The organism is Planococcus salinus (assembly GCF_003719725.1).
GTDB classification, from domain to species: domain Bacteria; phylum Bacillota; class Bacilli; order Bacillales_A; family Planococcaceae; genus Planococcus; species Planococcus salinus.
Genome location: NZ_RIAX01000007.1, coordinates 128,818 through 151,624 on the forward strand (window position 1 = coordinate 128,818; position 22,807 = coordinate 151,624).

22 protein-coding genes are annotated in these 22,807 nt (G+C 46.3%); 15 read left to right on the top strand and 7 right to left on the bottom strand.

From position 1 onward, the window contains the following. Nucleotides 1-73: 73 nt before the first annotated feature. A complete protein-coding gene (locus EEX84_RS10970) occupies nt 74-493 on the top strand; it encodes a hypothetical protein (RefSeq protein WP_123165680.1) in 420 nt (139 codons plus the stop codon). A gap of 341 nt (nt 494-834) precedes the next feature. On the opposite strand, the gene EEX84_RS10975 is transcribed toward EEX84_RS10970, so the two are convergent. Continuing rightward, nucleotides 835-1,089: a hypothetical protein gene (locus EEX84_RS10975; RefSeq protein WP_123165681.1), complete on the bottom strand. Its 255-nt coding sequence runs from the start codon at nt 1,087-1,089 to the stop codon at nt 835-837. After that, entirely contained in the window at nt 1,086-2,243 is a 1,158-nt protein-coding gene (locus EEX84_RS10980) for a class I SAM-dependent methyltransferase (RefSeq protein ID WP_123165682.1), read from the bottom strand. The genes EEX84_RS10975 and EEX84_RS10980 overlap by 4 nt, the downstream gene beginning before the upstream one ends. Before the next feature lie 255 nt (nt 2,244-2,498). Between EEX84_RS10980 and wrbA the strand changes: the two genes are divergently transcribed. Both wrbA and EEX84_RS10990 read left to right on the top strand, forming a co-directional pair. Continuing rightward, on the top strand, nt 2,499-3,113 hold the full coding sequence (gene wrbA / locus EEX84_RS10985) for an NAD(P)H:quinone oxidoreductase (RefSeq protein WP_123165683.1): 615 nt from the start codon (nt 2,499-2,501) through the stop codon (nt 3,111-3,113). Nucleotides 3,114-3,191: 78 nt separating this feature from the next. Then, nucleotides 3,192-3,923, top strand: coding sequence for a ZIP family transporter (locus EEX84_RS10990; RefSeq protein WP_123165684.1), 732 nt, complete (start codon nt 3,192-3,194; stop codon nt 3,921-3,923). 13 nt (nt 3,924-3,936) lie between these two features. On the opposite strand, the gene EEX84_RS16655 is transcribed toward EEX84_RS10990, so the two are convergent. Further along, nucleotides 3,937-4,155: a hypothetical protein gene (locus EEX84_RS16655; protein WP_205125698.1), complete on the bottom strand. Its 219-nt coding sequence runs from the start codon at nt 4,153-4,155 to the stop codon at nt 3,937-3,939. Between the two features lie 125 nt (nt 4,156-4,280). On the opposite strand from EEX84_RS16655, the gene cydD reads away from it, so the two are divergent. Continuing rightward, nucleotides 4,281-6,005, top strand: coding sequence for a thiol reductant ABC exporter subunit CydD (cydD, locus tag EEX84_RS10995; protein WP_123165685.1), 1,725 nt, complete (start codon nt 4,281-4,283; stop codon nt 6,003-6,005). After that, a complete protein-coding gene (gene cydC / locus EEX84_RS11000) occupies nt 6,002-7,711 on the top strand; it encodes a thiol reductant ABC exporter subunit CydC (protein ID WP_123165686.1) in 1,710 nt (569 codons plus the stop codon). Before cydD ends, cydC begins: the two co-directional genes overlap by 4 nt. Before the next feature lie 36 nt (nt 7,712-7,747). Here cydC and EEX84_RS11005 read toward each other — a convergent pair whose 3' ends face one another. Beyond that, nucleotides 7,748-7,978, bottom strand: coding sequence for a hypothetical protein (locus EEX84_RS11005; protein ID WP_123165734.1), 231 nt, complete (start codon nt 7,976-7,978; stop codon nt 7,748-7,750). A gap of 198 nt (nt 7,979-8,176) precedes the next feature. On the opposite strand from EEX84_RS11005, the gene desA reads away from it, so the two are divergent. The 3 genes from desA (at nt 8,177) to EEX84_RS11020 (ending at nt 11,018) form a co-directional block, all read left to right on the top strand. Then, nucleotides 8,177-9,193, top strand: coding sequence for a Delta(5) desaturase DesA (gene desA, locus EEX84_RS11010; protein WP_123165687.1), 1,017 nt, complete (start codon nt 8,177-8,179; stop codon nt 9,191-9,193). 92 nt (nt 9,194-9,285) lie between these two features. Continuing rightward, a complete protein-coding gene (locus tag EEX84_RS11015; RefSeq protein ID WP_123165688.1) occupies nt 9,286-10,422 on the top strand; it encodes a sensor histidine kinase in 1,137 nt (378 codons plus the stop codon). Beyond that, complete coding sequence (locus EEX84_RS11020) at nt 10,419-11,018, top strand: response regulator transcription factor (RefSeq protein ID WP_123165689.1); 600 nt, start codon at nt 10,419-10,421, stop codon at nt 11,016-11,018. The genes EEX84_RS11015 and EEX84_RS11020 overlap by 4 nt, the downstream gene beginning before the upstream one ends. Nucleotides 11,019-11,084: 66 nt before the next feature. Here EEX84_RS11020 and EEX84_RS11025 read toward each other — a convergent pair whose 3' ends face one another. Further along, entirely contained in the window at nt 11,085-11,450 is a 366-nt protein-coding gene (locus EEX84_RS11025; RefSeq protein WP_123165690.1) for a DUF2188 domain-containing protein, read from the bottom strand. A gap of 110 nt (nt 11,451-11,560) precedes the next feature. On the opposite strand from EEX84_RS11025, the gene putP reads away from it, so the two are divergent. Further along, nucleotides 11,561-13,081, top strand: coding sequence for a sodium/proline symporter PutP (gene putP, locus EEX84_RS11030; RefSeq protein WP_123165691.1), 1,521 nt, complete (start codon nt 11,561-11,563; stop codon nt 13,079-13,081). 55 nt (nt 13,082-13,136) lie between these two features. On the opposite strand, the gene EEX84_RS11035 is transcribed toward putP, so the two are convergent. Further along, nucleotides 13,137-14,687 carry a BCCT family transporter gene (locus EEX84_RS11035; RefSeq protein ID WP_123165692.1) on the bottom strand — a complete coding sequence of 517 codons (1,551 nt, stop codon included), beginning with the start codon at nt 14,685-14,687 and terminating at the stop codon, nt 13,137-13,139. Nucleotides 14,688-14,900: 213 nt separating this feature from the next. On the opposite strand from EEX84_RS11035, the gene EEX84_RS11040 reads away from it, so the two are divergent. Next, entirely contained in the window at nt 14,901-15,635 is a 735-nt protein-coding gene (locus EEX84_RS11040) for a VOC family protein (protein ID WP_123165693.1), read from the top strand. Nucleotides 15,636-15,681: 46 nt separating this feature from the next. Further along, the gene (gene hflX, locus EEX84_RS11045; RefSeq protein ID WP_123165694.1) at nt 15,682-16,962 is read left to right on the top strand and encodes a GTPase HflX; all 1,281 of its coding nucleotides are present in this window, start codon (nt 15,682-15,684) and stop codon (nt 16,960-16,962) included. A 48-nt stretch (nt 16,963-17,010) separates the two neighbouring features. Here the strand turns inward: hflX and EEX84_RS11050 are convergent, their stop codons facing one another. Then, a complete protein-coding gene (locus EEX84_RS11050; RefSeq protein ID WP_240033962.1) occupies nt 17,011-18,729 on the bottom strand; it encodes an ABC transporter ATP-binding protein in 1,719 nt (572 codons plus the stop codon). A gap of 150 nt (nt 18,730-18,879) precedes the next feature. Between EEX84_RS11050 and EEX84_RS11055 the strand changes: the two genes are divergently transcribed. From EEX84_RS11055 to EEX84_RS11070, 4 genes are all read left to right on the top strand, one after another. Next, a complete protein-coding gene (locus tag EEX84_RS11055; RefSeq protein WP_123165736.1) occupies nt 18,880-19,749 on the top strand; it encodes a DUF6612 family protein in 870 nt (289 codons plus the stop codon). Nucleotides 19,750-20,121: 372 nt separating this feature from the next. Further along, nucleotides 20,122-21,072: an ABC transporter permease gene (locus tag EEX84_RS11060; protein WP_123165695.1), complete on the top strand. Its 951-nt coding sequence runs from the start codon at nt 20,122-20,124 to the stop codon at nt 21,070-21,072. After that, the gene (locus EEX84_RS11065) at nt 21,065-22,015 is read left to right on the top strand and encodes an iron chelate uptake ABC transporter family permease subunit (RefSeq protein WP_123165696.1); all 951 of its coding nucleotides are present in this window, start codon (nt 21,065-21,067) and stop codon (nt 22,013-22,015) included. The genes EEX84_RS11060 and EEX84_RS11065 overlap by 8 nt, the downstream gene beginning before the upstream one ends. Further along, entirely contained in the window at nt 22,012-22,773 is a 762-nt protein-coding gene (locus EEX84_RS11070; RefSeq protein ID WP_123165697.1) for an iron ABC transporter ATP-binding protein, read from the top strand. The genes EEX84_RS11065 and EEX84_RS11070 overlap by 4 nt, the downstream gene beginning before the upstream one ends. The last annotated feature ends 34 nt before the right edge of the window (nt 22,774-22,807 follow it).

Sequence of the window (22,807 nt, forward strand, 5' to 3'; positions counted from 1 at the left end):
TTGAAAAATTGCATATTGTAGAAGAAATGAGGGAATAGAAAGAGCAACAGCAGAAAAAGTGGAGGGATATCCGATGAAAGAACTGCAGGATAAAGAACAGGTGTTAATGGCTTTTTACACACAATACTACAAAGGCGCAACGCTGGAAGACATTAAACAGCTGGATCGTCACTTGTCACAGGAAATCGGTGAAGAGCGCTACAGAGAAGCTATGAAAGCTCTGAAAGAAGAAGGATTGATTTTTGGCATGGACGAAGTCGAGGCACGGGAAAAAGATGGCGTGGACAGTCCGATGGCCACCAACGAAGGGATGCTTTATGTCCATGACGTGTTGAACCTGCAGTCCTATACAGTGGAAGACCATCAGCTGGACTACCTGGAGAACAACTTGAAAACCAGCAACCTGGAATTCACTTTAAAGCCGGTTAAAGATTACATTTACGGAGTCATCAACGAACAGGCGGAAAAAAAGCCGAACGAAAACTCACCTTAAAGAAAAAGTGGTTGTCCTAAACGGTGAAGTGGCTGACTTTTAAGTTTCTAAAAATAAAATACAAAACAGGCGGGAAAGCGAATCGTTTTCCCGCCTGTTTTAAATGCTGTTATCATTTCTGTGGGGCTACTTCTGCAGATTTTACATAAACTCACCCTTTGCTAGTCAGTGAGCAAGGCTGTTTGGAGTGGAAGCGGCGACTCCAGCGGGACCAGCGCGAGCTGAAGACACTGGACTGAGCGAAGCGAGGGAAGCGGCTGAAGCCGTGCCCGCGGAAAGCGTCCGCTGTAACGGAAAACAGCAGCTTACCTTTTGTGACAACTTCTGTTCAATTCAGTCCATCAAAGTTCCAGCACAAAAAATGCGAGAAAAATGGTCATGACGACCAGCACATTTGTGACCAATGCTGCGCGCTTCCCGACGGGTTCTTCCAAAGCCGGAATCCGGTCGACCAGTTTCATTAACCCCATAATAAGGGCGACGAGCAGCAGCAATGTGACAATCAAATTCATATCGTACACTTTCACATCAATAAAACGGATAAAAACCACTGAAAAAGCGAGTACCATGCCATTGACTAAATTCTTTCGTTTCATAAAAACTCCCTCAATTCGTTTTCCAGGAAGGGCTGGGCTGATAATAATTTGGTGAATTCCTGATAGCGCTCGAATTGGCCGGGTGCCGGTTTCTTGCCGGTTTGGTAAGCGCGAATCAGGATGTTTTTCGGTGTGTGTTCCATATCGATGAATTCCATCAGCTGTGTTTCGTAACCGACCAGCGACAGGAGCTCCGCACGGATGGAATCGGTTGCCAATGCGCTGAAGCGTTCTTTGATCAAGCCGTGCTGCAGCATAATATCCAGTTCAGGGGCAGCAAGCTGGCTGTTCAGTTCGTGCTGGCAGCAAGGTACACTTAAAATGACGCTGGCGTTCCATTTTACTGCTCGGGACAATGCCATATCTGTTGCCACGTCACAGGCATGAAGTGTCACGACCATGTCGACGGCTGATTCTTCGTTGTAATCATTGATGTCCCCGACAAGAAACTCCAGCTGTTCATACTGCAAGTCTTCGGCAATCCGCCGGCATTCTTCAATAACCTCTTTTTTCAGGTCAAGCCCTGTGACACGCAGGTCCAACCCTTTTTCAATCCGCAAATAATGGTACAGCGCAAACGTCAAATAGGATTTTCCGGAACCAAAGTCAAGAATGCGGACAGTCCGGTCTTTCGGCAGATGCACAAGGGAGTCGTCGATAAATTCGATAAAGCGGTTGATTTGGCGGAATTTATCGTATTTCTGCTTTTTCACCTTGCCATCGGCATTTTGGACGCCAAGGCGGACAAGAAACGGATACGGGATGCCGTCTTCCAGCAAATACTGTTTCTTTCGGTTGTGCGAAAGTTCGGCCGCTTTTGTTTCGGTCTGCTCCGACTTCCACGACACTTTGAATTTTTTCGACAGCTGAACCTGGATTTTTTCATCTGTGAATTGGAATAGCCCCTGTCGAAATTCACCGAATAATTTTTCGAGCTCGGCTGCCGCTTCAACCACCGTCAAGTTTTTATGTTTCAGCACGTGTTCATGCTGATATTCAAATTGGATATAGTAGCTGTTCTTAATCTCAACGGGCTTCAGTTTAATCCGCTTTATGTCATTCGACTTCAGGCGCGGCTGGCTGATGGTGGCGGATACCAGCTCCTGACGTTCGAGGCGCCCGGTCAATTGTTCATGCATTGTGTGTAGTTCCATTGCAAATCCTTTCCTTAAAACATAATACGTTCAGTTTATCACGATTATGGTAAAAAGAGTGACTGCAGCGCTCTTCCGAAGAATCGAGGAGGGACAGACAGCAGTGAAGGGAATGTTTTTGGAAAAGAGAATGTTTTTTTCCTGTTTAACAAGGCAAAAAAGAGGGCAAAGAGTACAGTAAGGAAAATCTTGAAATAAGGATATTTCTCGACTTTAGTAGCCAGTCAAGGACTTAACACGAAAAGGAGAGGTAAAATGTCTAACGTCAAACTAGCGATTATTTATTACAGTTCCACAGGGACCAACTACCAAATGGCAAAGTGGGCCGAAGAAGCAGCGAGCGGCGCAGGTGCTGAAGTGAAACTTGCGAAAGTAAAAGAAAATGCACCTATGGCAGCAATCGAATCAAACCCTGCCTGGAAAGAACATTACGAAGCAACGCAGGACGTACCGGAAGCGGAACCTGATTTACTGGAATGGGCAGACGCCATCATTTTCAGTGTTCCGACTCGTTTCGGTCATGTGACTTCCCAGTTCCAGCAGTTTCTCGATACGACCGGCGGACTGTGGGCACAAGGCAAACTTGCCAACAAAGTGGTAAGCGCCATGTCTTCCGCGCAAAACCCGCATGGTGGTCAGGAAGCGACAGTTCTGGCGGTTTATACGACCATGTACCACTGGGGCGCGATTGTCGCTTCTCCAGGATATAATGATCCAGTATTGTTTAAAGCAGGAGGAAATCCATACGGAACAAGCGTCACCGTCGATCAGGACGGAAATATGGTGGAAGATGTGGAAGATGCAGTTAAGTTCCAGGCAGAGCGCACTGTCCAAGTGGCGCAATGGGTCAAAAACGGCCAAAACCAATAAAATCGGCTGTTGTACAGAGCAGGTGAGCAGCGTTTGTTGCTGCCTGCTCTTTTTGGTTTTCAGAAAGGAGTGGACTGCATGCAATTTTGGCTTAGCCTTTGCTTTGCAATAGGACTTGCTGTTATCCATCTTTCTTCAAAAAACATGAAATTTTTGGATGTTTTGCCACGGAGTCGTTTTCTGTCTGCAGCCGGCGGCATTTCAGTGGCCTATGTTTTCCTGCACTTATTGCCGGAACTGGGTGTGTTCCAGGAACATCTTCAAGGAGAAGTGGAAAACAGCGCATGGAGCTTTTTGGAAAGTCATATTTACTTGGTCGCCATGCTTGGACTGGTCCTTTTTTATGGGTTGGAGCAAATGGTGAAATCATCCAAGCGCCGCAATGAGAAAGCAAAGACGCAAAGGTCTTCAGCCGGTGTATTTTGGGTGCATATCGGTTCGTTCACTTTGTATAATGGCGTAATCGGCTATTTGCTGGTTCATGAAGAGTATGAGAGCCATTGGGGCATGCTTTTTTTCTTCATCGCTATGGGGGTTCATTTTGTCACCAACGATAAAGGGCTCAGGTCCACTCATAAAGAAGATTACGATAAATATGGCCAGTGGCTTTTAACAGCGGCAATCCTGATCGGTTGGGGAATCGGCGCGCTTTATGAAGTAAACGAACTCATCATTTCTTTTCTTGTCGCATTCATTGTGGGAGGCGTCGTGTTGAACGTTCTGAAAGAAGAATTGCCGGAAGAACGGGAAAGCAGCTTTTCCGCCTTCTTCACAGGCCTGATCGCTTATTCGATCTTGTTGCTGCTGTGAGCGTCCTGACTGTTCAGGCAGCAGAAGAGGCCAGTGCAGTGCAGATGGAGAAGACAGCAAACGAACCTGTAAGGTTTTCCTTACAGGTTTTTTGCTGTTGAACAATCACCTGGATTTTGTGAACAAAACTGTAACAAACGATGGATTGAATAAGCATTTCGCGGGCGCCTGCAACGGGTTTTGAAGCGTCGTGCTTTATAATAGAAGAAGCGGCAACAAAGAGAAATTCCACTCAACAGGGGCTCATCCCTGCTGGGTGTTCGTTGAACCTATCGTGCTTTTATGGGCAGTTGATCTTCCGCTTGCTGAAACGGGAGTCTTGCTGTCCGTTACGGTGGAATAAAAGGAGAGAACGCAATGGGCGACTTGAAACGGCTGGCATTTGAACAGAAAAAAAGCATCGTTTTATTGACGGTGGCTTCGTTCGTAAAAGGTGCAGCCACTATTTTACAGGCGTTATTCTTTGTTTTGATTGCTGACGGTGTTTTTTTGCAAGGTGCATCATTTGAAGAAATCCTTCCCATGCTGGGAGGGCTGCTCGGGGCGATTTTGCTGAGGGCGGCAAGCGGCTATTCAATCGGTCGGACAGGGGTGGGACTTTCCACTCAAATCAAAGAAAAGTTAAGAATTAACTTAATCCAGTCATTTGCGGCTGATCCGCTGCAGGCGTCAATTCAGGGGCAGTCAGGCCAAAAAGTGAGTTTGCTGTTGGATGCAGTCGATGAAATGGACGGGTTTTTCCGTCATTACATCCCCCAATTACTCCAGAGTTACATCATTCCGGTCATCCTGTTGGCGGCGATTTTTGTCCTGCATTGGCCAACAGGTGTCATTATTCTGATCACTGCGCCGTTTATTCCGGTATTCATGGCCATTGTGGGAAAACGGACGAAAGAAAAAGCGGACGAGCAAATGGAAAAGCTGGGGCAATTTTCCGGTACATTCCTGGACGTCCTGCAGGGTTTGACCACACTGAAATTGTTCGGGCAAAGCGACAAGCAAAAACAAGTAATCCAAAAAAGCAGCCTGGGATTCCGGGATTCGACAATGGAAGTTTTGAAATCAGCTTTTTTGTCTTCGCTTATGCTCGAGTACATTTCCATGCTGAGCATCGGGATTATCGCACTTGAAATTGGGTTAAGGCTGGTAGTGTTTCAAAATATCACATTTTTCACAGCCTTTTTTGTCTTGATCCTGGTGCCCGATTTCTTTACCATGCTGAAAGATTTCGGAAGCGCCTTTCATACAGCGCGGGGCAGTATAGCGGCTGCCAACCGGCTGGCGCTGCATATGGAGCAGCAGCCGGAAGCCGTGAAATGGGGAGACCGCCAGCTGTCCTTGAATCCTCCTCATGTTTCATTGGAGGGGGTATCGTTCCAATACGGCGAAAAAACTGCACTCCGGGACCTCGACCTTGAAATTCCCCCTTACAGCCAAGTGGCGATCATCGGAAAAAGCGGAGCCGGAAAAACGACTTTGTTGCATATGATTGCGGGTTTATTGAATCCTTCGAAAGGCGAGCTTACTATCGATGGCATGCAACGACAGCAAGTGGATGAAACTTCGTGGTTTGACCAGGTCAGTTATATTTCCCAACACCCTTATTTGTTTTCGGGCACCATCGAAGAAAATATCAAAATCGGTGTTACAAGGGAGACGGCAACCGATGAAATTATAGAGGCAGCCGAAAAAGCCGGTATTGCGGAAATGGTTGCCACATTGGAGGAAGGCTTTCAGACACCCATTGGAGAAGCGGGGCGCGGATTGTCCGGTGGGGAAAAGCAGCGGATCGCGTTGGCGAGGGCATTTTTGAAAAACCCTTCTATTGTCCTTTTTGATGAACCGACTACGGGATTGGACTTAAAGACTGAACAGATTTTACAAACCTCACTCGCTGAACTAAGGAAAAATGCTACGGTCATTACAGTGGCCCATCGCTTGCATACCATCAAGCATGCCGATTTCATCGTATTGCTGAATGAGGGAAAAGCGGTGGCGCTTGGCACACACGATGAATTACTGGGCAACAGTGACCTTTATCGGGAAATGATTTCGATACAGCAAGGAGAAGGTGTGCGATGAAGGAATTAAAAAACGTTTTCCTCTTAACATTGAAAGAAAAAAGAGACGTGACACTGGCCGTTTTCTTTGGTTTTTTGGCTGGAATAGCGGGAGTCGCCCTGCTAGCTTCCAGCGGTTATTTGATCTCCAAAGCAGCCTTGACAAACCAGATGACAACGCTGGTTGTCATGGCCGCATGCCTGAAATTATTCGGACTCGTGGCAGCGCTGAGCCGTTATGCAGAGCGGTTGTTTTCACATCGCGCCACTTTCACAATGTTGAGCCATCTGAGAACTTCTTTTTTTGAGAAACTGTCGCCACAGGCACCGGCGATCTTCCACAAGTATCGAAGTGGTGATCTTTTGGCGCGGATTGTCGGTGACGTAGAAAGCCTGCAGAACTTTCTGCTCCGCATATTGTATCCGCCGGTTGTGCTGGCCATCGTTTTTCTGAGCACCATTTTCTTTGCTTCATTTTTTTCCATTGCCATTGCGGCAGTTCTGATGATTGGTTTGTTGGTGACGGTGGTGATGGTGCCGGCCATTTTTTCCTGGAAAAGACGCAAGATGGATTCAGCGGTCAGAGAAAGCCGCAGTGCATTATCGACAGAAACCGCTGAATTCCTGTATGGCTTTCGGGATTTGAAAATCCACCAGCAACTGAGTGACAGGGAGAAGGAGCTGACATCCATCGCTAAAAGGTACAGCGCGGAACAAAAAAGAGAAGGGCTGGAAGAAAATTTCGGCCAGTCGCTTAATGGGACGGTCTCTCTTTTGGTGTCTTGGGCAGTGCTGGGTCTGGGTGCATACCTGGTGGCTTCAGGACAGTTGGATGGTTTGTACTTGGCCATGCTGGCGATGATTTCCCTTGCGGTTTTTGAAAATGTGGCACCGATGGCTGTATTTCCGGCGCATTTTGAAAATAACCGAAAAGCTGCACTTCGACTGGATGGCATTACCGAAAAATCGACAACTGAAGAGCGTCGAGGAGAATTGGCTGCAGGGCCGCTTGGAGTGTCGCTGAATCATGTAAGCTTCCATTACCCGGGCGAACTGAGGCCGGCGATTGACGAAGCGTCACTGTATATAGCACCTGGCACCAAAACGGCCATTGTCGGACCGAGTGGTTCCGGAAAGTCGACGCTGATGCAATTATTGCTGGGCATAATAAAGGCGGATAACGGGACTGTAACATTCGGAAATCAGTCAATCAGTGACATTAGCCAAGAAGAACTGTGGGCCAGTATGAATATTGTGCTGCAGGAAAATCACTTTTTCCATGGCACCATCCGAAGCAATCTGCTGATCGCCAATGAGCAGGCCACTGATGAACAAATGGTGGAGGCGCTGAAAAAAGTCCAGTTGGATTCTTTTGCTCTGTCGATGAAAGTAGAGGAAAAAGGGGGGAATTTATCAGGGGGTGAGAAGCAGCGGCTCGCCATCGCACGTGCCTTATTGAAAGGCGGTTCTTTCTGGCTGCTTGACGAACCGGTGTCTTCCGTCGACAACATGACTGCGCGGCGTATCTATCAACAATTATTCGACCGTGGTGCAAATGACACTTTTGTGCTCATCAGCCACGAGTTGGCCGGCCTTGAGAAAATGGATCAAATCATCGTCATGGAACAGGGGCGTATCAAAGAAGCCGGAAGCTATGATAAGCTCATGGCGCAAAAAGGTTATTTCCATGGTTTGAAGCAAATTGAAAAAAGCATTCTGTCTTCATAAAAAAGGTCTGCAGTCGTGATGCTGCAGACCTTTTGGTTATTTTAAAAGCAGGTTCTTGTCCTTTTTTGCATCTTCCAGCTTCATCTGCTCAAGCTCAAGGCGCATTTTCTGTGTCTCGATGACATAATTCTCATGCTTCAATTTTTCCAGCTCCAATTCGGTTTCAATCCGTTTGTTCTTAAGTTTTTCCTGCGTCTGGAAATGGGAAGTGATAATGGCTGCGAGCGGAATCGAGAAAACCATTATGACAGCGACCATGCCTGTCATATAGCCCACCTCTCTTTCGAATTTTCTGATTACTTCCATTATACATGGATTCCGGGGAAAGAAAAGCAACGTTCCTTCTGAATACATGACAAGTGTCATGTATAAACCATGCGTTTGTGTCTTTTTTGTCCCTGTCCAATTCTATAAGATGAAGTTAACAAGTTATCCGGACGGAAAGTTCGGTTAGGAGGAAAGAACATGAGTAAAGAGAAAACAGCTCAACTGCGTAAATTTGTGAAACCTTTTGAACAAGCAGATGTTAAAGCAAGTGTCAGACAAATGGCGAACACTATTCCTCCGTTTCTGGTCTTATGGTTTTTGGCTTACCAGGCGTTGGACGTTTCGATTTGGTTAACCATTGCCTTATCTGTCATCGCGTCAGGATTTGTGGTTCGGATCTTCATCATTTTTCATGACTGCACACATGGTTCATTTTTCAAAAACAAGAAAGCGAACGCAATTGTCGGTACGATTACAGGCATTATGACACTTTTCGCTTATGAGAAGTGGAAACGCGAACATACGATTCATCATGCTTCCAGTGGTAATCTTGATAAGCGCGGAGTCGGTGATATCTGGGTTATGACAATCGAAGAATATGTGGAAGCTTCAAAATGGGAACGTTTCAAATACCGTATGTACCGCAATCCGTTGGTAATGTTCGGGTTAGGGCCATTGTTCCTTGTATTGGTCTCCAGCCGCTTTAACCGTAAAGACGCCCGTAAGAAAGAACGCAACAATACGTATTTGATCAATGTCTCGCTCGTGGTCATTTACTCTCTCCTGATCTGGGCGATCGGTTGGCAGGCATTCCTGATTGTGCAAGGTACAACCATGTTCACCGCTGGGGCTCTTGGGATTTGGTTGTTCTACATCCAACACACGTTCGAAGATTCGTATTTTGAAGACGAAAGTGAATGGGATTATGTAAAAGCGGCTGTAGAAGGCAGCTCTTACTACCATCTTCCAAAAGTATTGCAATGGGTAACAGGGAATATCGGTTTCCACCATGTGCACCATTTGAGCCCACGGGTTCCGAATTACAACCTGGAAAAAGCGCATACGTCGACACCGCCGCTTCAGCAGGCAACGACCATCACGCTTAAAACCAGCTTGAAATCTCTGCGTTATAAAGTCTATGATGCAAAAAACAAAACCTTTGTCACGTTCAGAGACATCAAGCATCTGCTGAACGAAGACAAATTGCCGGCATAACGGTTAGGAGAAAACCATTCAATAATGAATGGTTTTTTCTTTTGTGTTTACTTTGGTATGATAAAGAAGACTAGAACAAGTAGGAGGCGCTTATGCAAAGCTGGTATCAGATATTCCCGAAAAACCCGTGGCTCAGCTTATATGCATGGGTCATCTTTTGTATGTTGCCATTCTTTTTTATTTTTAGGTCCTCGTCTACCACAGAAATTGCCATTGGCATTTTGTTGTTGCTGCTGTTTTTTGTGGCGTATCGGCTTTCTTTTAATTCGAAGACCGGTTTTGTGTATGTATGGGTCAGCATTGAAATCCTGATCAATATCGCTATGACTTTTTTGTTCGGCTATATTTACCTGTCCATCTTTTTGGCATTTTTTATCGGCAATATCCGGAACAAGATCGGTTTTTTCATTGTCTATGGCATACACATCGGCACGACAATCATTGCAATCGCCTTTGGTGTCATTGAACACAGTGAATTGTACATTACGCAGTTGCCGTTTATTGTACTGAGTGTTGTCGGTGTGATTTTATTGCCGTTCAACACATACAATCGCAACAAGCGGGAAAAGCTTGAAGGCCAACTGGAAGATGCCAATAAACGAATATCCCAATTGGTGGTTATTGAAGAACGGGAACGGATCGCCCGTGATTTGCATGATACATTGGGCCAAAAATTATCACTGATCGGTTTAAAAAGTGATTTGGCCGGGAAGCTGCTTTATCGGGATCCCGAGTCTGCTTTAAATGAAATCGCCGATGTCCGGCAAACTGCCAGAACCGCTTTAAAGGAAGTGCGCGAGCTTGTATCGGATATGCGTGGCATGAAGCTTGAAGATGAGTTGCTGCGTGTTCAGCAGATCCTGAAGGCAGCCGAAATCGATTTTGTGTTATATGGCAGCCCCAAGCTGAAAAACACACCTTTACTGGTGGAGAATGTTTTGAGCATGTGTCTGAAAGAAGCTGTCACCAATGTGGTAAAGCACAGCCAGGCAACCCGCTGCACGATATTGATCAAACAAAAGCGGGACGAAGTTTTGGTACAGGTGCAGGACGACGGCATCGGCGTGCCGGAAGGCGGCAGTTTAACGCAGGGGAATGGACTGGCAGGAATGCGGGAGCGCCTGGAATTCATCAACGGTTCCGTGGACATCAGCACGATGGATGGCACAACGCTGAATATTCGGGTACCGAATGTGATTCTCTATAATTCAAAGGGGGCATTATCATGATTCGAATTGTATTGGCGGAAGATCAACGAATGATGCTGGGCGCACTTGGATCTTTACTGGATTTGGAAGAAGACATGGAAGTGGTCGGCAAAGCGGGGAACGGAGAAGAAGCAATCTCACTGGTGGAGAAACACCAGCCGGATATTTGCATTATGGATATCGAAATGCCTGTAAAAAGCGGGTTGGACGCTGCCGAAAGCTTAAAAGACCACCCATGTAAAGTCATTATTCTAACGACGTTTGCCAGATCAGGCTATTTTGAGCGGGCCCGAAAAGCAGGAGTCAGCGGTTATTTGCTGAAAGACAGCCCAAGTGAAGATTTGGCAACTTCGATTCGTTCCATCATGGATGGGCGGCGCGTTTATGCACCGGAACTGGTGGACCTTGCCTACAGCGATGAAAATCCTTTGACGGAGCGGGAAAAGCAAGTAATGGAATTGATCGCTGAGGGACGCAGCACAAAAGAAATCGCCAAGGAGCTGTTCATCACAACCGGCACGGTCCGGAACTACATTTCAACCATCCTGGACAAACTGGACGTCGGCAATCGGATCGAAGCGATTTCCCGTTTTAAAGAAAAAGGCTGGTTTAAGTAAAATCCCGCTGTCGACTGACAGCGGGATTTTACTTTTCACGTTTTGGGCGCTTGCGCTTTTCTTATCTCAATCTTCATATAACTTGTCTTCGAGTTTGCCGTCTCCTGTGTAAATGTGCAATTCACCATTATGTTTGTTGACGTAACGCTTAGCTTCTCCCATCAACTCTTCTTTCGTTTCTTCAATTAAAATCGCTTTTTTGCTGTCTTTCTTCTTCAGTTGCCATCCGTCATCATGGGACCTGATTTCGTAGACTGGCTGTTCTTCGTCACCTTCCACGTATTTTTGTGCCTGCGCCGTTGCAATTGAAATGGCCCGCCCTTCATCGTAATCATCCCGGAGTAATGCATTGGCGATTTCAATGGCTTTGTTGCGGACTTCGCTGTTCAGATTTTTAAACGAATCGGGATAATCATCTTTGCTCCATGGCATCTTAATCGCCTCCTTTGCCTCCTGTTTCCCTTTTCAATTTGGCGATAAACCAAATATTGACTGGTATTAAAGACTCACAATGTTACAATGGTGTGGAAGGGGGAGATAAGATGTCAGATTTAACTTATCAAATCATAGCGCTAATTATTTACCTCATCGCTATGCTGTTCATTGGCTGGTACGCGTATCGCAAAACAGTCAACTTGTCAGATTACATGCTTGGAGGAAGAGGTCTCGGGCCTTCCGTTGCCGCTCTGAGCGCAGGGGCATCCGATATGTCGGGCTGGCTCTTGATGGGACTTCCGGGCGCTATTTACGTCAGCGGCCTGGTTGAAATTTGGATTGCAGTCGGTTTAACGATCGGTGCATATCTCAACTGGTATTTGGTAGCACCACGATTACGGGTCTATTCATTGGTTACAAAAGATTCGATTACAATTCCAAGCTTTTTGGAAAACCGTTTGAGAGATAGTTCGCGTTTATTGCGAATCGTTTCTGGTATTATTATTCTGATCTTTTTCACTTTTTATGTGTCATCAGGAATGGTTGCCGGAGGCGTCTTTTTCGAAAGCTCGTTCGGCATGAGCTACCAGACAGGCATGGTCGTAGTAGCGGCTGTTGTCGTAGCTTATACACTTTTTGGAGGGTTTCTTGCGGTCAGCTATACTGACTTTGTGCAGGGCCTCATGATGTTCCTCGCATTGCTTGCAGTTCCTGCACTCGGTATTTTTGCAACCGGCGGGTTCAGCGAAACTGCGGACAGCATCCGCTCAGTCGACCCATCGCTTTTGAGCTTCGGAACAGGTGCTTCGACAATCGCCATCATTTCCGCTTTGGCATGGGGACTTGGCTATTTCGGCCAGCCGCATATCATCGTCCGCTTTATGGCGATTAAAACCCTGGGAGAAGTTCGCCAGGCTCGCCGCATCGGAATCGGCTGGATGATCATCAGTTTGCTCGGAGCCACAGCTACGGCATTGATCGGGATCGCTTATTTCCAGCAGAATCCTGGCGCTGAATTGACGGATCCTGAAGCGGTATTCATCGCGCTTGGACAGATTCTGTTCCATCCATTGGTCGCCGGTTTAATGCTCGCTGCTGTTTTGGCTGCGATCATGAGTACGATTTCGTCTCAATTGCTGGTTAGTTCATCAGCATTGGTGGAAGATTTGTACAAAATCGTTGTAAGAAAAGAGTCATCTGATAAAGTGATTGTGAACTTAGGCCGCTTGGGCGTGCTGCTTGTTGCGTTAATCGCGGCATATCTTGCCTGGGAACGGAATGCCACCATCCTTGACTTGGTAGCTTATGCGTGGGCAGGATTTGGGGCAGCATTCGGACCGCTTATCCTGTTGTCATTGTTCTGGCGCCGATTCACGGCCTGGGGCGCATTGGCCGGTATGATTGTTGGTGCAGTTACAGTCATTGCCTGGGATTTGATCGGGACAGTTGAAGGAGATGAAGGCGCAACTGCTGCGACGAACTTCATTGGCAGCGTCTACGAAATCATTCCTGGCTTTATCCTGTGCTTGCTAGTGGCATGGCTGATCAGCTTGGTGACATTCAAAGACGATGCAGAAATTACTGCAGAATTTGACGAAACACAAAGATTGATCGAAGAAGACAAGTAAACGACAGACAAAAAAGACTTCAAAACTCTCTCGAGGAGGTTTTGAAGTCTTTTTGTTATCTTCGTTTTTGTTTGCTTGCTTCTTTTTCAAGTCTTCTGAATTGGCGTAAATCCGATTTTTTGATCGGCGGTGCTTCGTTGCGAATAATTTTCACAAATGCCCACACCATCATCAGCAGCAGAACCGTAAATGGCAGTGCTGATATCAAGGAAGCGGTTTGCAAGGCTTCGAGTCCTCCTGCGTAAAGGAGAACAGCGGCAATTGCGGACATCAGAACCCCCCAGACAATTTTGAAAACAGTAGGTGGATTCAAACTGCCATAGCTTGTCATACTGGCAAGTATATAAGTTGCGGAGTCAGCAGAAGTGACTAAGAATGTAAAAATCAGCAATATAGCGAGAATTGACATGAGCACTGCTAAAGGAAGCACGTCGAATGTCTGGAACAACGCAGAGGTGAGATCTGCATCTACAGCTTCTGCAATGGCTGTTCCTGCATTCAAGTCATACCAGAGTGCTGTTCCGCCGAAGACGGCGATCCATACACAGGCGATGGCGGGTGGAATGACAAGTACGCCCATAACGAATTCACGGATTGTCCGCCCTCTTGATACACGTGCCACAAAAGCACCGACAAAAGGTGACCAGGCAATAGCCCATGCCCAGTAAAAAATCGTCCAGCCAAGCACCCAGTCGCCGCCTTGATAAGGTTGCAGGCGTAAACTGTAGGAAACGAAGTTTGTAATATAGTCGCCGATTGCCAATGTGAAAGTTTCCAGGATGAATACAGTAGGTCCGGCGATAAAGACGAATACCATCAACACCAACGCCAAGCCCAAGTTCAGGTTACTTAAATAGGCAATCCCTTTATGTAGCCCGGTAGAAGAGGAAAGTGTGTAGGCCAGGAACATGACACCGATGATGGATAATTGGACGGTAAATGAGTTTCCGGTGCCAAAGACGGCGTCCAATCCACCGTTCATCTGCAGGACGCCAAGTCCCAGGGAAGTGGCAATTCCCATGACCGTAGCGATAACGGCCAGCGAATCAATGGAATGTTTTATCAGCGGCTTGTTGCCGACTACCGGCTCCAGTGCCGTTGACACCAAACCGGATTTTTTCTTGCGGAATTGAAGAAACCCGATTACCAGTCCGACAATTGCGAAGACCGACCACTGGCTGACACCCCAATGGAAAAAGGAATAGCCCATTGCAATCCGTGCCGCTTCTTCAGTTTGTGCTTCGTTGCCAAAAGGAGTCGTAAAGAAATGACTCATCGGTTCAGCTACTCCCCAAAAGACAAGACCTGCACCAAAACCGGCAGAAAACAGCATGCCGATCCAGGTGAAGAAAGGGAATTCCGGACGGTCGGTGTCAGCGCCCAGACGAATACTGCCGTATTTGCTGATGGAAATCAGCACTAAAAAGAGAATGATGATAAAGACGGCAAGCAAGTAGAACCAGCCAAAGTTCAATGTTGTGAAATTAAATAAAGAACCTGCCACGCTGCCAAATTCTTCAGGCATAAATGCCCCCAAAATGACGAGCAGTAAAATAACTGCCGTGGAAACGATAAAAACAGGATTTCCAAATAGTTTTTTATCCATGATGACCTCCCGATTAATATCTGTTTATCTTTCCATATACCCTAGCCTACCGAACATAAATCCAAAAAACCAGTTGTTTTACAAAAAAAGGAGGTTTCTGTTTGAAATTCATCTATTTTTCGGACTATTAGTTTACGATAAGATAGTAGAATAAATCGAAAAGCTGAATAAAAAGGTTCAGCTTTTCGATACAGTCAGGAAAAGAGGGATGATATGTATTTGGATCATGTTGTACATTTTGTTGACAAGACACCGCAACAGACAGCAGATTTCTGGCAAAGACTTGGATACCCGGCATTGGTGGGCGGGCAACACCTGAAATGGGGCACCCATAACGCATTGCTTTATGGAAAGGATTGCTATATTGAGTGGTTGGCAATACGAGACCTGCAAACGGCGGAAGACGCCAACCATCCATTGGTCAATTTGTTTTTGAACGACAGAAAAGGGTTTGGCACCGTTTGTTTGAGGACCGCCTCGATTGCAGAAGTCAATGAGCGATTGCTGGCGGACGGCATACGAACTTCCGGAGTGATGGATGCGGAACGGCAAACCAGTACCGGTGATTTGATACGATGGAAATTGCTGTTTATAGAAGAACCGATTTCCGAGGGCTTGCCGGCTCCCTTTTTTATCGAATGGGAAGAGGATGATGAAACACGTTATGAAAACCTGCGGTCAGCCGGAATGGCAAGTCCGGCCAGTGAAAGCATGGAAATCGAAAGATGTGTTTTCGGTGTGCATGATACAGAAGCCAGTGAAGAAAGGTGGCGCACCATTCTCGGTGGAGACCTTCAATTGGAAAACTGTCTGTTAACATTCCAGCAGACAGACCGTCCGCAAGAACGGCTTGAGCAGGTCCGTTTCAAAGATGGTACACAAAAGGTGGCTTTTGAAGAAGGGGTTTACTGCCTGCCACCGTCCGGGAATAATAAAGGCAGTAATTGAAAAGGCCGGAAGCGGCAGTTTCTGTGAACGGATAGGAGGAGCATGGATGGATTTATTAATCGAAAGAGCCATATTGGTTGGCGTGCAGTTGCAGCAGGACCTCCATTTTGAATATGAAATGGAAGAGCTGCGCAATTTATCGGAGGCCTGCAATGTAGAGGTGCTGGGAGAAGTTCGGCAAAATTTAGAGCGAATCAACCCTTCGCATTACGTAGGAAAAGGGAAAGTCGAAGAGATTAAAGCTTTTTATGACGAAACGGATGCCAACCTGGTCATCTTCAACGATGAGCTGAGCCCTTCTCAAATCCGCAACTTGGAAGAAGATCTGGAATGTAAAGTGATTGACCGGACGATGCTCATCTTGGATATTTTCTCCCGCCGTGCCAAAACCCGTGAAGCGCAAGTGCAAGTCGAATTGGCACAGCTTCAGTACATGCTGCCCCGTCTCGTCGGCATGCGCGCTTCTCTCAGCAGACAAGGGGGGAGCAGTGGTGCAGGTGGCGGGGGCTTTACAAACCGTGGCGCCGGGGAAACCAAGCTGGAACTCGACAGACGGAAAATCGAAGATCAGCTATCAAAGCTTCACAAGGAATTGGAACATATCAAAGCACAACGCGAAACTCAGCGGAAACGGCGCATGAAAAATGACGTGCCTGTTGTATCACTTGTCGGATATACAAATGCCGGAAAGTCGACCATCATGAACAGGCTGCTGGCCAAATCCGGCCAGCAGGAAACGAAACAGGTTTTCGAAAAAGACATGCTCTTCGCAACTTTGGAGACTTCAGTGCGCCAAGTCCGGCTGGAGGACAACAAAAGCTTCCTTTTGACGGATACGGTCGGTTTTGTCAGCAAGCTGCCGCATCATTTGGTGCGTGCTTTCCGTTCCACTTTGGAAGAAGCCAAAAATGCCGACTTGCTGCTGCATGTAGTCGATGTGTCCAGTGAAGAATACCGTTACATGATGGAAGTGACCCACGCCACACTGCAGGAAGTCGGAGTCGAGAACGTGCCTGCGTTGTACGTTTACAACAAAGCGGATTTGGCCGGTCTTTCCTATCCGAAAGTGGACGGGGAAGGATTATGGATGTCTGCCAAAGAAGGTGAAGGCCTGGATGAACTTTTGGAACTGATCAAGAAGCGCATATTTGCTGATTACGTCGCTTGCCGGATGGTCATTCCGTTTGACAGGGGCGACATTGTCACTTATTTGAACGAAAATGCCACAGTCAAAGAGACTTCCTACGAAGAGGAAGGCACACATCTGACATTGGAACTCAGAAGGTCGGACTACGACCGGTTCGAGGAATTCATTGTCGGGAAATAAAGAAAAGAGCGGTTCCGCGTCAGTTGTTTTGATGCGGAACCGCTCTTTTTATTGTTGAAACTGAATCCGGTGCAAATTGGCGAAGATGCCGTCATGCGCGAGCAGTTCAGCGTAGCCGCCCTGTTCGGCAATGCCGTCTTCTGTGACAACGATGACGCGGTCCGCATCACGGATTGTCGCAAGCCGATGGGCGATGATGAGCGTTGTCCGATTTTCGGCAAGCTCAGACAAAGCCTCCTGAATGACCCGCTCGGTTTCCGTGTCGAGTGCAGAAGTGGCTTCATCGAGAATCAGAATTGGCGGGTTCTTCAAAAACATGCGGGCGATTGCCAGCCGCTGTTTTTGTCCGCCCGATAACTTCAGTCCCCGTTCGCCGATTTGTGTATCATAGCCTTCAGGCAGTTTGTTGACAAAGTCTTCCAGATGCGCTTTTTTCGCAGCAGCCAGCACTTCTTCGTCGCTGGCGCCTCTTTTGCCGTAAGCGATATTTTCCCGGATGGTGCCGGTAAACAAGAAAACATCCTGCTGAACGATGCCGATGTGAGATCGGAGGGAATGTTTGGTCATATCCCGGATATCGATGCCATCAATGGTAATAGAGCCTTCCTGGATGTCATAAAATCTCGGGATCAATGAACAGATGGTGGTTTTTCCGGCGCCTGATGGACCGACAAAAGCAATCGTCTCTCCTGCTTTTAATGTCAAATCAATTCCGTTCAGCACTTTTTTATGCTCATCATAACCAAAATGCACATCGTTGAAACGGATATCTCCTGTCAGTCCTGTAACAGCTTGAGCGCCTTTGCGGTCCAGGATTTCCGGTTCCTGGTTGATCAGGTTGCGGAAACGGCCAAAGCCGGCCATTCCTTTCGGATACAATTCCAGCAAAGCACTGATTTTGTCGATCGGTTTGATCAGTACATTGAGAAACAGCACAAAACTGACGAGCTCTCCATACGTCAGTTCATTTTGATAGTTGAGCCATGCCCCGTAGACAAGGACGATTAACGTCAACAAGCGAGTCATCATATAAATACTCGAATGCGTAGCGGCCATAACTTTATAGGCTACGAGTTTTGCCATACGGAATTTGCCGTTGTCTTTTTTGAAGCGGTTGATTTCGAACTCTTCATTTGTAAAAGACTGGACCACACGGGCTCCCGAGACGCTGTCTTCCACCCGCCCATTGACGTCGGCGATTTTGCCGTACATATTGCGCCACGCTTCATTCATTTTGATATTGCAGTACGTAATGAGCCACACGAGAAACGGAATGACGATTAAGGTCACAAGGGCCAGCTTTGGATTGATCCAGAACATGATGCCGAATGCGCCGAAAAACGTCATGATGGCGATAAAGAAATCTTCCGGGCCGTGGTGAGCCAATTCGCCGATATCAAATAAATCGTTGGTGATCCGGCTCATGACATGCCCGGTTTTTGTGTTGTCGAAAAAACGGAACGACTGCCGTTGTACATGGGTGAACAGTTCTTCCCGCATATCGGTTTCGATATTGATGCCGAGCTTATGGCCCAAATAACTGACGATATACTGGAGGAACGTACTCAATAAAAACACGGCCAACAGCAATATGCTGACTGTTACGACAGTATTCCATTCACCGCTCGGGAGCAGTTCGTCGATAAACCATTGAACAGCCAGTGGAAAGGCAAGTTCCAGAATGGCGACAACGACTGCACTGCTGAAATCGATGATAAATAAGCGTTTGTGCGGTTTATAATAGCGAAAAAATTCTTTTACTTTCAATAAAGTCACCTCATTTTTACTCATAAGCAAAAGTATAAGTGAAAAAAGGAAAATAGACGACTGTTATTTCAATCGCCGAAACAGAAATTGAAACTTTTGGCAATAGTCCACGTACTGTATAGTAAGACTCGTTTTGAAAGGATGATGATTTTGAAGAAATGGACGGTATTTATGGGGGCAGGAGTATTGGCTTTCGGCCTTTCGGCTTGCGGCCAAACGGCAGAACCTGCAGAAGGCAGTGACGAAAATGCAAACACAAACGCTGAAAGTGAGTTGACGCTGGAAGAAGTATTTGCCAACTCCACGGAAGCCACTGAACAAGCAAACAGTTTGCATGCAGATATTGTCACCAATCAGCAAATGACCATGCAGCCAGGCGGCATGGAAATGAACATGGAGATGAACAGCGCCATGGATATGACGCAGGATCCGCTGGCGTTTCATCAGACCTCTGAAACCTCAATCGTTTCTGAAGATATCGAGAATGAAAATCCGGTGGCAATGGAAATGTATTTTACAGAAGACGGCATGTATATGCATGAAGCGACAATGGATACCTGGCTGAAAATGACAGGTGAAAGTGTCGAACAGCTGAAAAGCCTGGCTGACGAACAAACAGCCGATCCTTCTCAGCAACTGGAACAACTGGCTGGTTTCCAGGATGATTTTACATTCAAACAAACCGAAGAAGAGTACATCCTGACGTTGGACGCTTCGGGCGAAAAATTCAAGGAATTGATCAATCAGCAAATGGACAAAACACTCGGGCAAATTGAACTTGAAGCGCAGACAGCTTTGGAAGACATGACCATTCATCATGTCTTTTATGAAATTTTTATCGACAAAGAAACGTTCCTGACCAATAACATGAACATGGAAATGAGTTTGGATATGAATATCGAGGAAGAAACCATGAGCATCCAGACAGATGTCCAAGTCGATTACAGCAAGTATAATGAGATAGAAGAAATTACCGTGCCTCAGGAAGTTATCGATCAGGCACAGGAAATGGCCTTTTGATCGCTGGAAAGTGTAGAACAGCTGAAGAGTTGATTTTAAAAAGATGGTCCGCATTCGGTCTTTGAATGAGGGGCCATCTTTTTGCGTTTTCTACTTCAGGGAATGCCGCCTGCCCAAGAGGGAAATCCTGAAAGTTATTGGACGTTTTAAACTAAATAATACAGAAGATACAAACGCGTGTTTCCTTCTTCTTTTTTAATTTTGACAGAATTGCAACAATATTGACGGAACCTTTTCTAGATGAAAAAGATTCTCATTTGTCCATTGACTCTTCTCCACAAACTGCTATACTGAAATGTGTGAACAAGTGATAATGATTATCACTGTCATACTATTTGATATTGTTTTATTGAACAAGGATGAGGGGCAGTAATGAAAAAACGTTATTTAATACCAGCATTGATCATACTGTCGTTTGTTTCTTTGTTCGTTGGAGTGAGCAGCATCAGTTTGATGGATCTGTTCGATTTCCAATCTGAAGAAACGCAAATTTTCTTGATCAGCCGCCTGCCGCGGCTGGTAGCGATATTGCTGGCAGGAGCGGGGATGAGTATGGCAGGCCTCATCATGCAACAGCTCAGTCGAAATAAGTTTGTTTCTCCGACGACGGCGGGCACATTGGATGCCACCAGACTGGGGATTCTTGTATCGATGCTGCTGTTTGCAAATGCATCGATGATTGAGAAAATGGCTGTGGCGTTCGCTTTTGCTCTTGCGGGAACTTTCCTGTTCATGCAAATCCTGAACCGCATCAAATTCAAAGATGCTATTTTCATTCCGCTTGTCGGGTTGATGTTCGGGAATATCCTGTCATCGGTCACTACGTTTTTCGCTTACCGTGCGGATGTCATCCAAAACATGTCCGCATGGCTGCAAGGCGATTTCTCGATGATCATGAAAGGAAGTTACGAACTTCTTTATATCAGCGTCCCGGTCTTTATCGTTGCCTACATATACGCCAACCGTTTCACAGTGGCTGGAATGGGCGAGGATTTTTCAAAAAACCTGGGACTCAAATACCGCAGCATTGTCAACATCGGTTTGACGTTGGTTGCGTTGATTACGGCGACCGTGGTGTTGACGGTAGGGGTTATTCCGTTCCTCGGACTGATCATCCCGAATATTATCTCCATCTTCAAAGGAGACCACCTGCAAAAGACATTGCCTCACACGGCTATGCTCGGTGCAATTTTCTTGTTACTATGCGACATTCTCGGAAGAGTTTTAATTTTCCCTTACGAAATTTCCATCAGTTTGATGGTTGGTGTGATCGGAAGCTTTATATTCCTCTTCCTGCTGTTTAGGGGGAGAGCGTATGCGTGATTTACACAAGCTGCTGATCCTTGCCGGGTTGGCTGCCTTGTTCTGTGGAGTTTATCTGTTCCATGACTTGAATGGCAGCTTCGATTACGCTTTGCCAAGACGCGGCATCAAAGTCTTCGCTATGGTGTTGACGGGTGTGGCCATCGCTTATGCAACGGTCGTCTTCCAGACGATTACGCATAACCGGATTCTCACCCCGAGTATCATGGGGCTGGATTCACTGTATATGCTGCTGCAGACAGTGTTGATTTTCTTCCTGGGTTCAAGTCATATAACGATTATCAACAAACAAGTCAATTTTATAATTTCAATCGCCGCTATGGTCATTTTTGCTTTATTGTTCTACCGGTTGCTCTTTAAAAAAGGCAACCAGCCGATTTATTTTTTACTTTTGATTGGCATTATCTTCGGTACTTTTTTTGAAAGTGTTTCGACATTTTTGCAGGTATTGATTGATCCGAACGAGTTTCAGGTTGTCCAGGACCGGATGTTTGCCAGTTTCAACAATGTCAGTTCGGACCTTGTCTGGACAGCGTTGCTGGTCATCGGCGTATTGATCGCTTTCGCTTGGAAACAGAATTCGTCTTTGGATGTTCTGACGCTGGGGCGGGACACGGCAGTCAATCTTGGCGTCAATTATGACGCATTGGTGAAACAGATGCTGGTGCTGTCGGCGGTGCTGATTGCCATTGCGACTGCCCTGGTCGGACCGATTACATTCTTCGGTTTGATCGTCGCCAATTTGTCTTACCAATTCTTCAAATCCTATAAACATTCTGTCCTTATTACGGGAGCCGCTGTGATCAGTATTGTTGCTCTTGTTGGAGGGCAATGGGTAGTGGAGCGGGTATTCACTTTCAATACAACTTTAAGTGTCATCATCAACTTCATCGGTGGAATTTATTTCATCTACCTACTATTAAAGGAGAGTCGATCTAAATGATTCAAGTTCGCGAGTTGACAAAGTTTTATGGCAAGAAACAAGTAGTGGGAAATGTATCGGTTAATATCCAGCGTGGACAGATCACTTCTTTTATCGGGCCGAACGGTGCTGGGAAGTCGACGCTTTTATCGATGGTCAGCCGCCTGCTCGATGCTGATACGGGAGATGTATTGATCGATCAGACAAATTCCAAAAAAATGAAGTCGAACGATTTCTCCAAACGCGTTTCCATCTTAAAACAGTCCAATTACATGAATGTACGCTTGACCATCCGCGAACTTGTCTCGTTTGGCCGTTTCCCTTATTCCAAGGGGCGCCTTAACGATGAAGACGAAAAAATGGTCGATCAGGCCATCGAATATATGAACTTGAAAGATATGGAAGACATCTATTTGGATGAATTGTCCGGCGGTCAGCGCCAACGTGCTTTTATCGCCATGGTCATTGCACAGGACACGGATTATGTATTGCTGGATGAGCCATTGAATAATCTCGATATGAAACACTCAGTCCAAATCATGAAAATCCTTCGCCGTTTAGTGGACGAGCTGGGCAAAACAGTGGTCATCGTCCTGCATGACATCAACTTTGCTTCTGTCTATTCAGACCGGATTGTCGCTTTGAAAAACGGTTTGGTAGTGAAAGATGGCACAACAGAAGAAATCATTCAATCCGATTCATTGAAAGAAATCTATGACATGGATATACCGATACAGCAAATGAACAATTGCCGGATTTGTGTATACTTTAATTCATAAAAATATCACAGCGGATATTCCGCAAAGCAGGAAA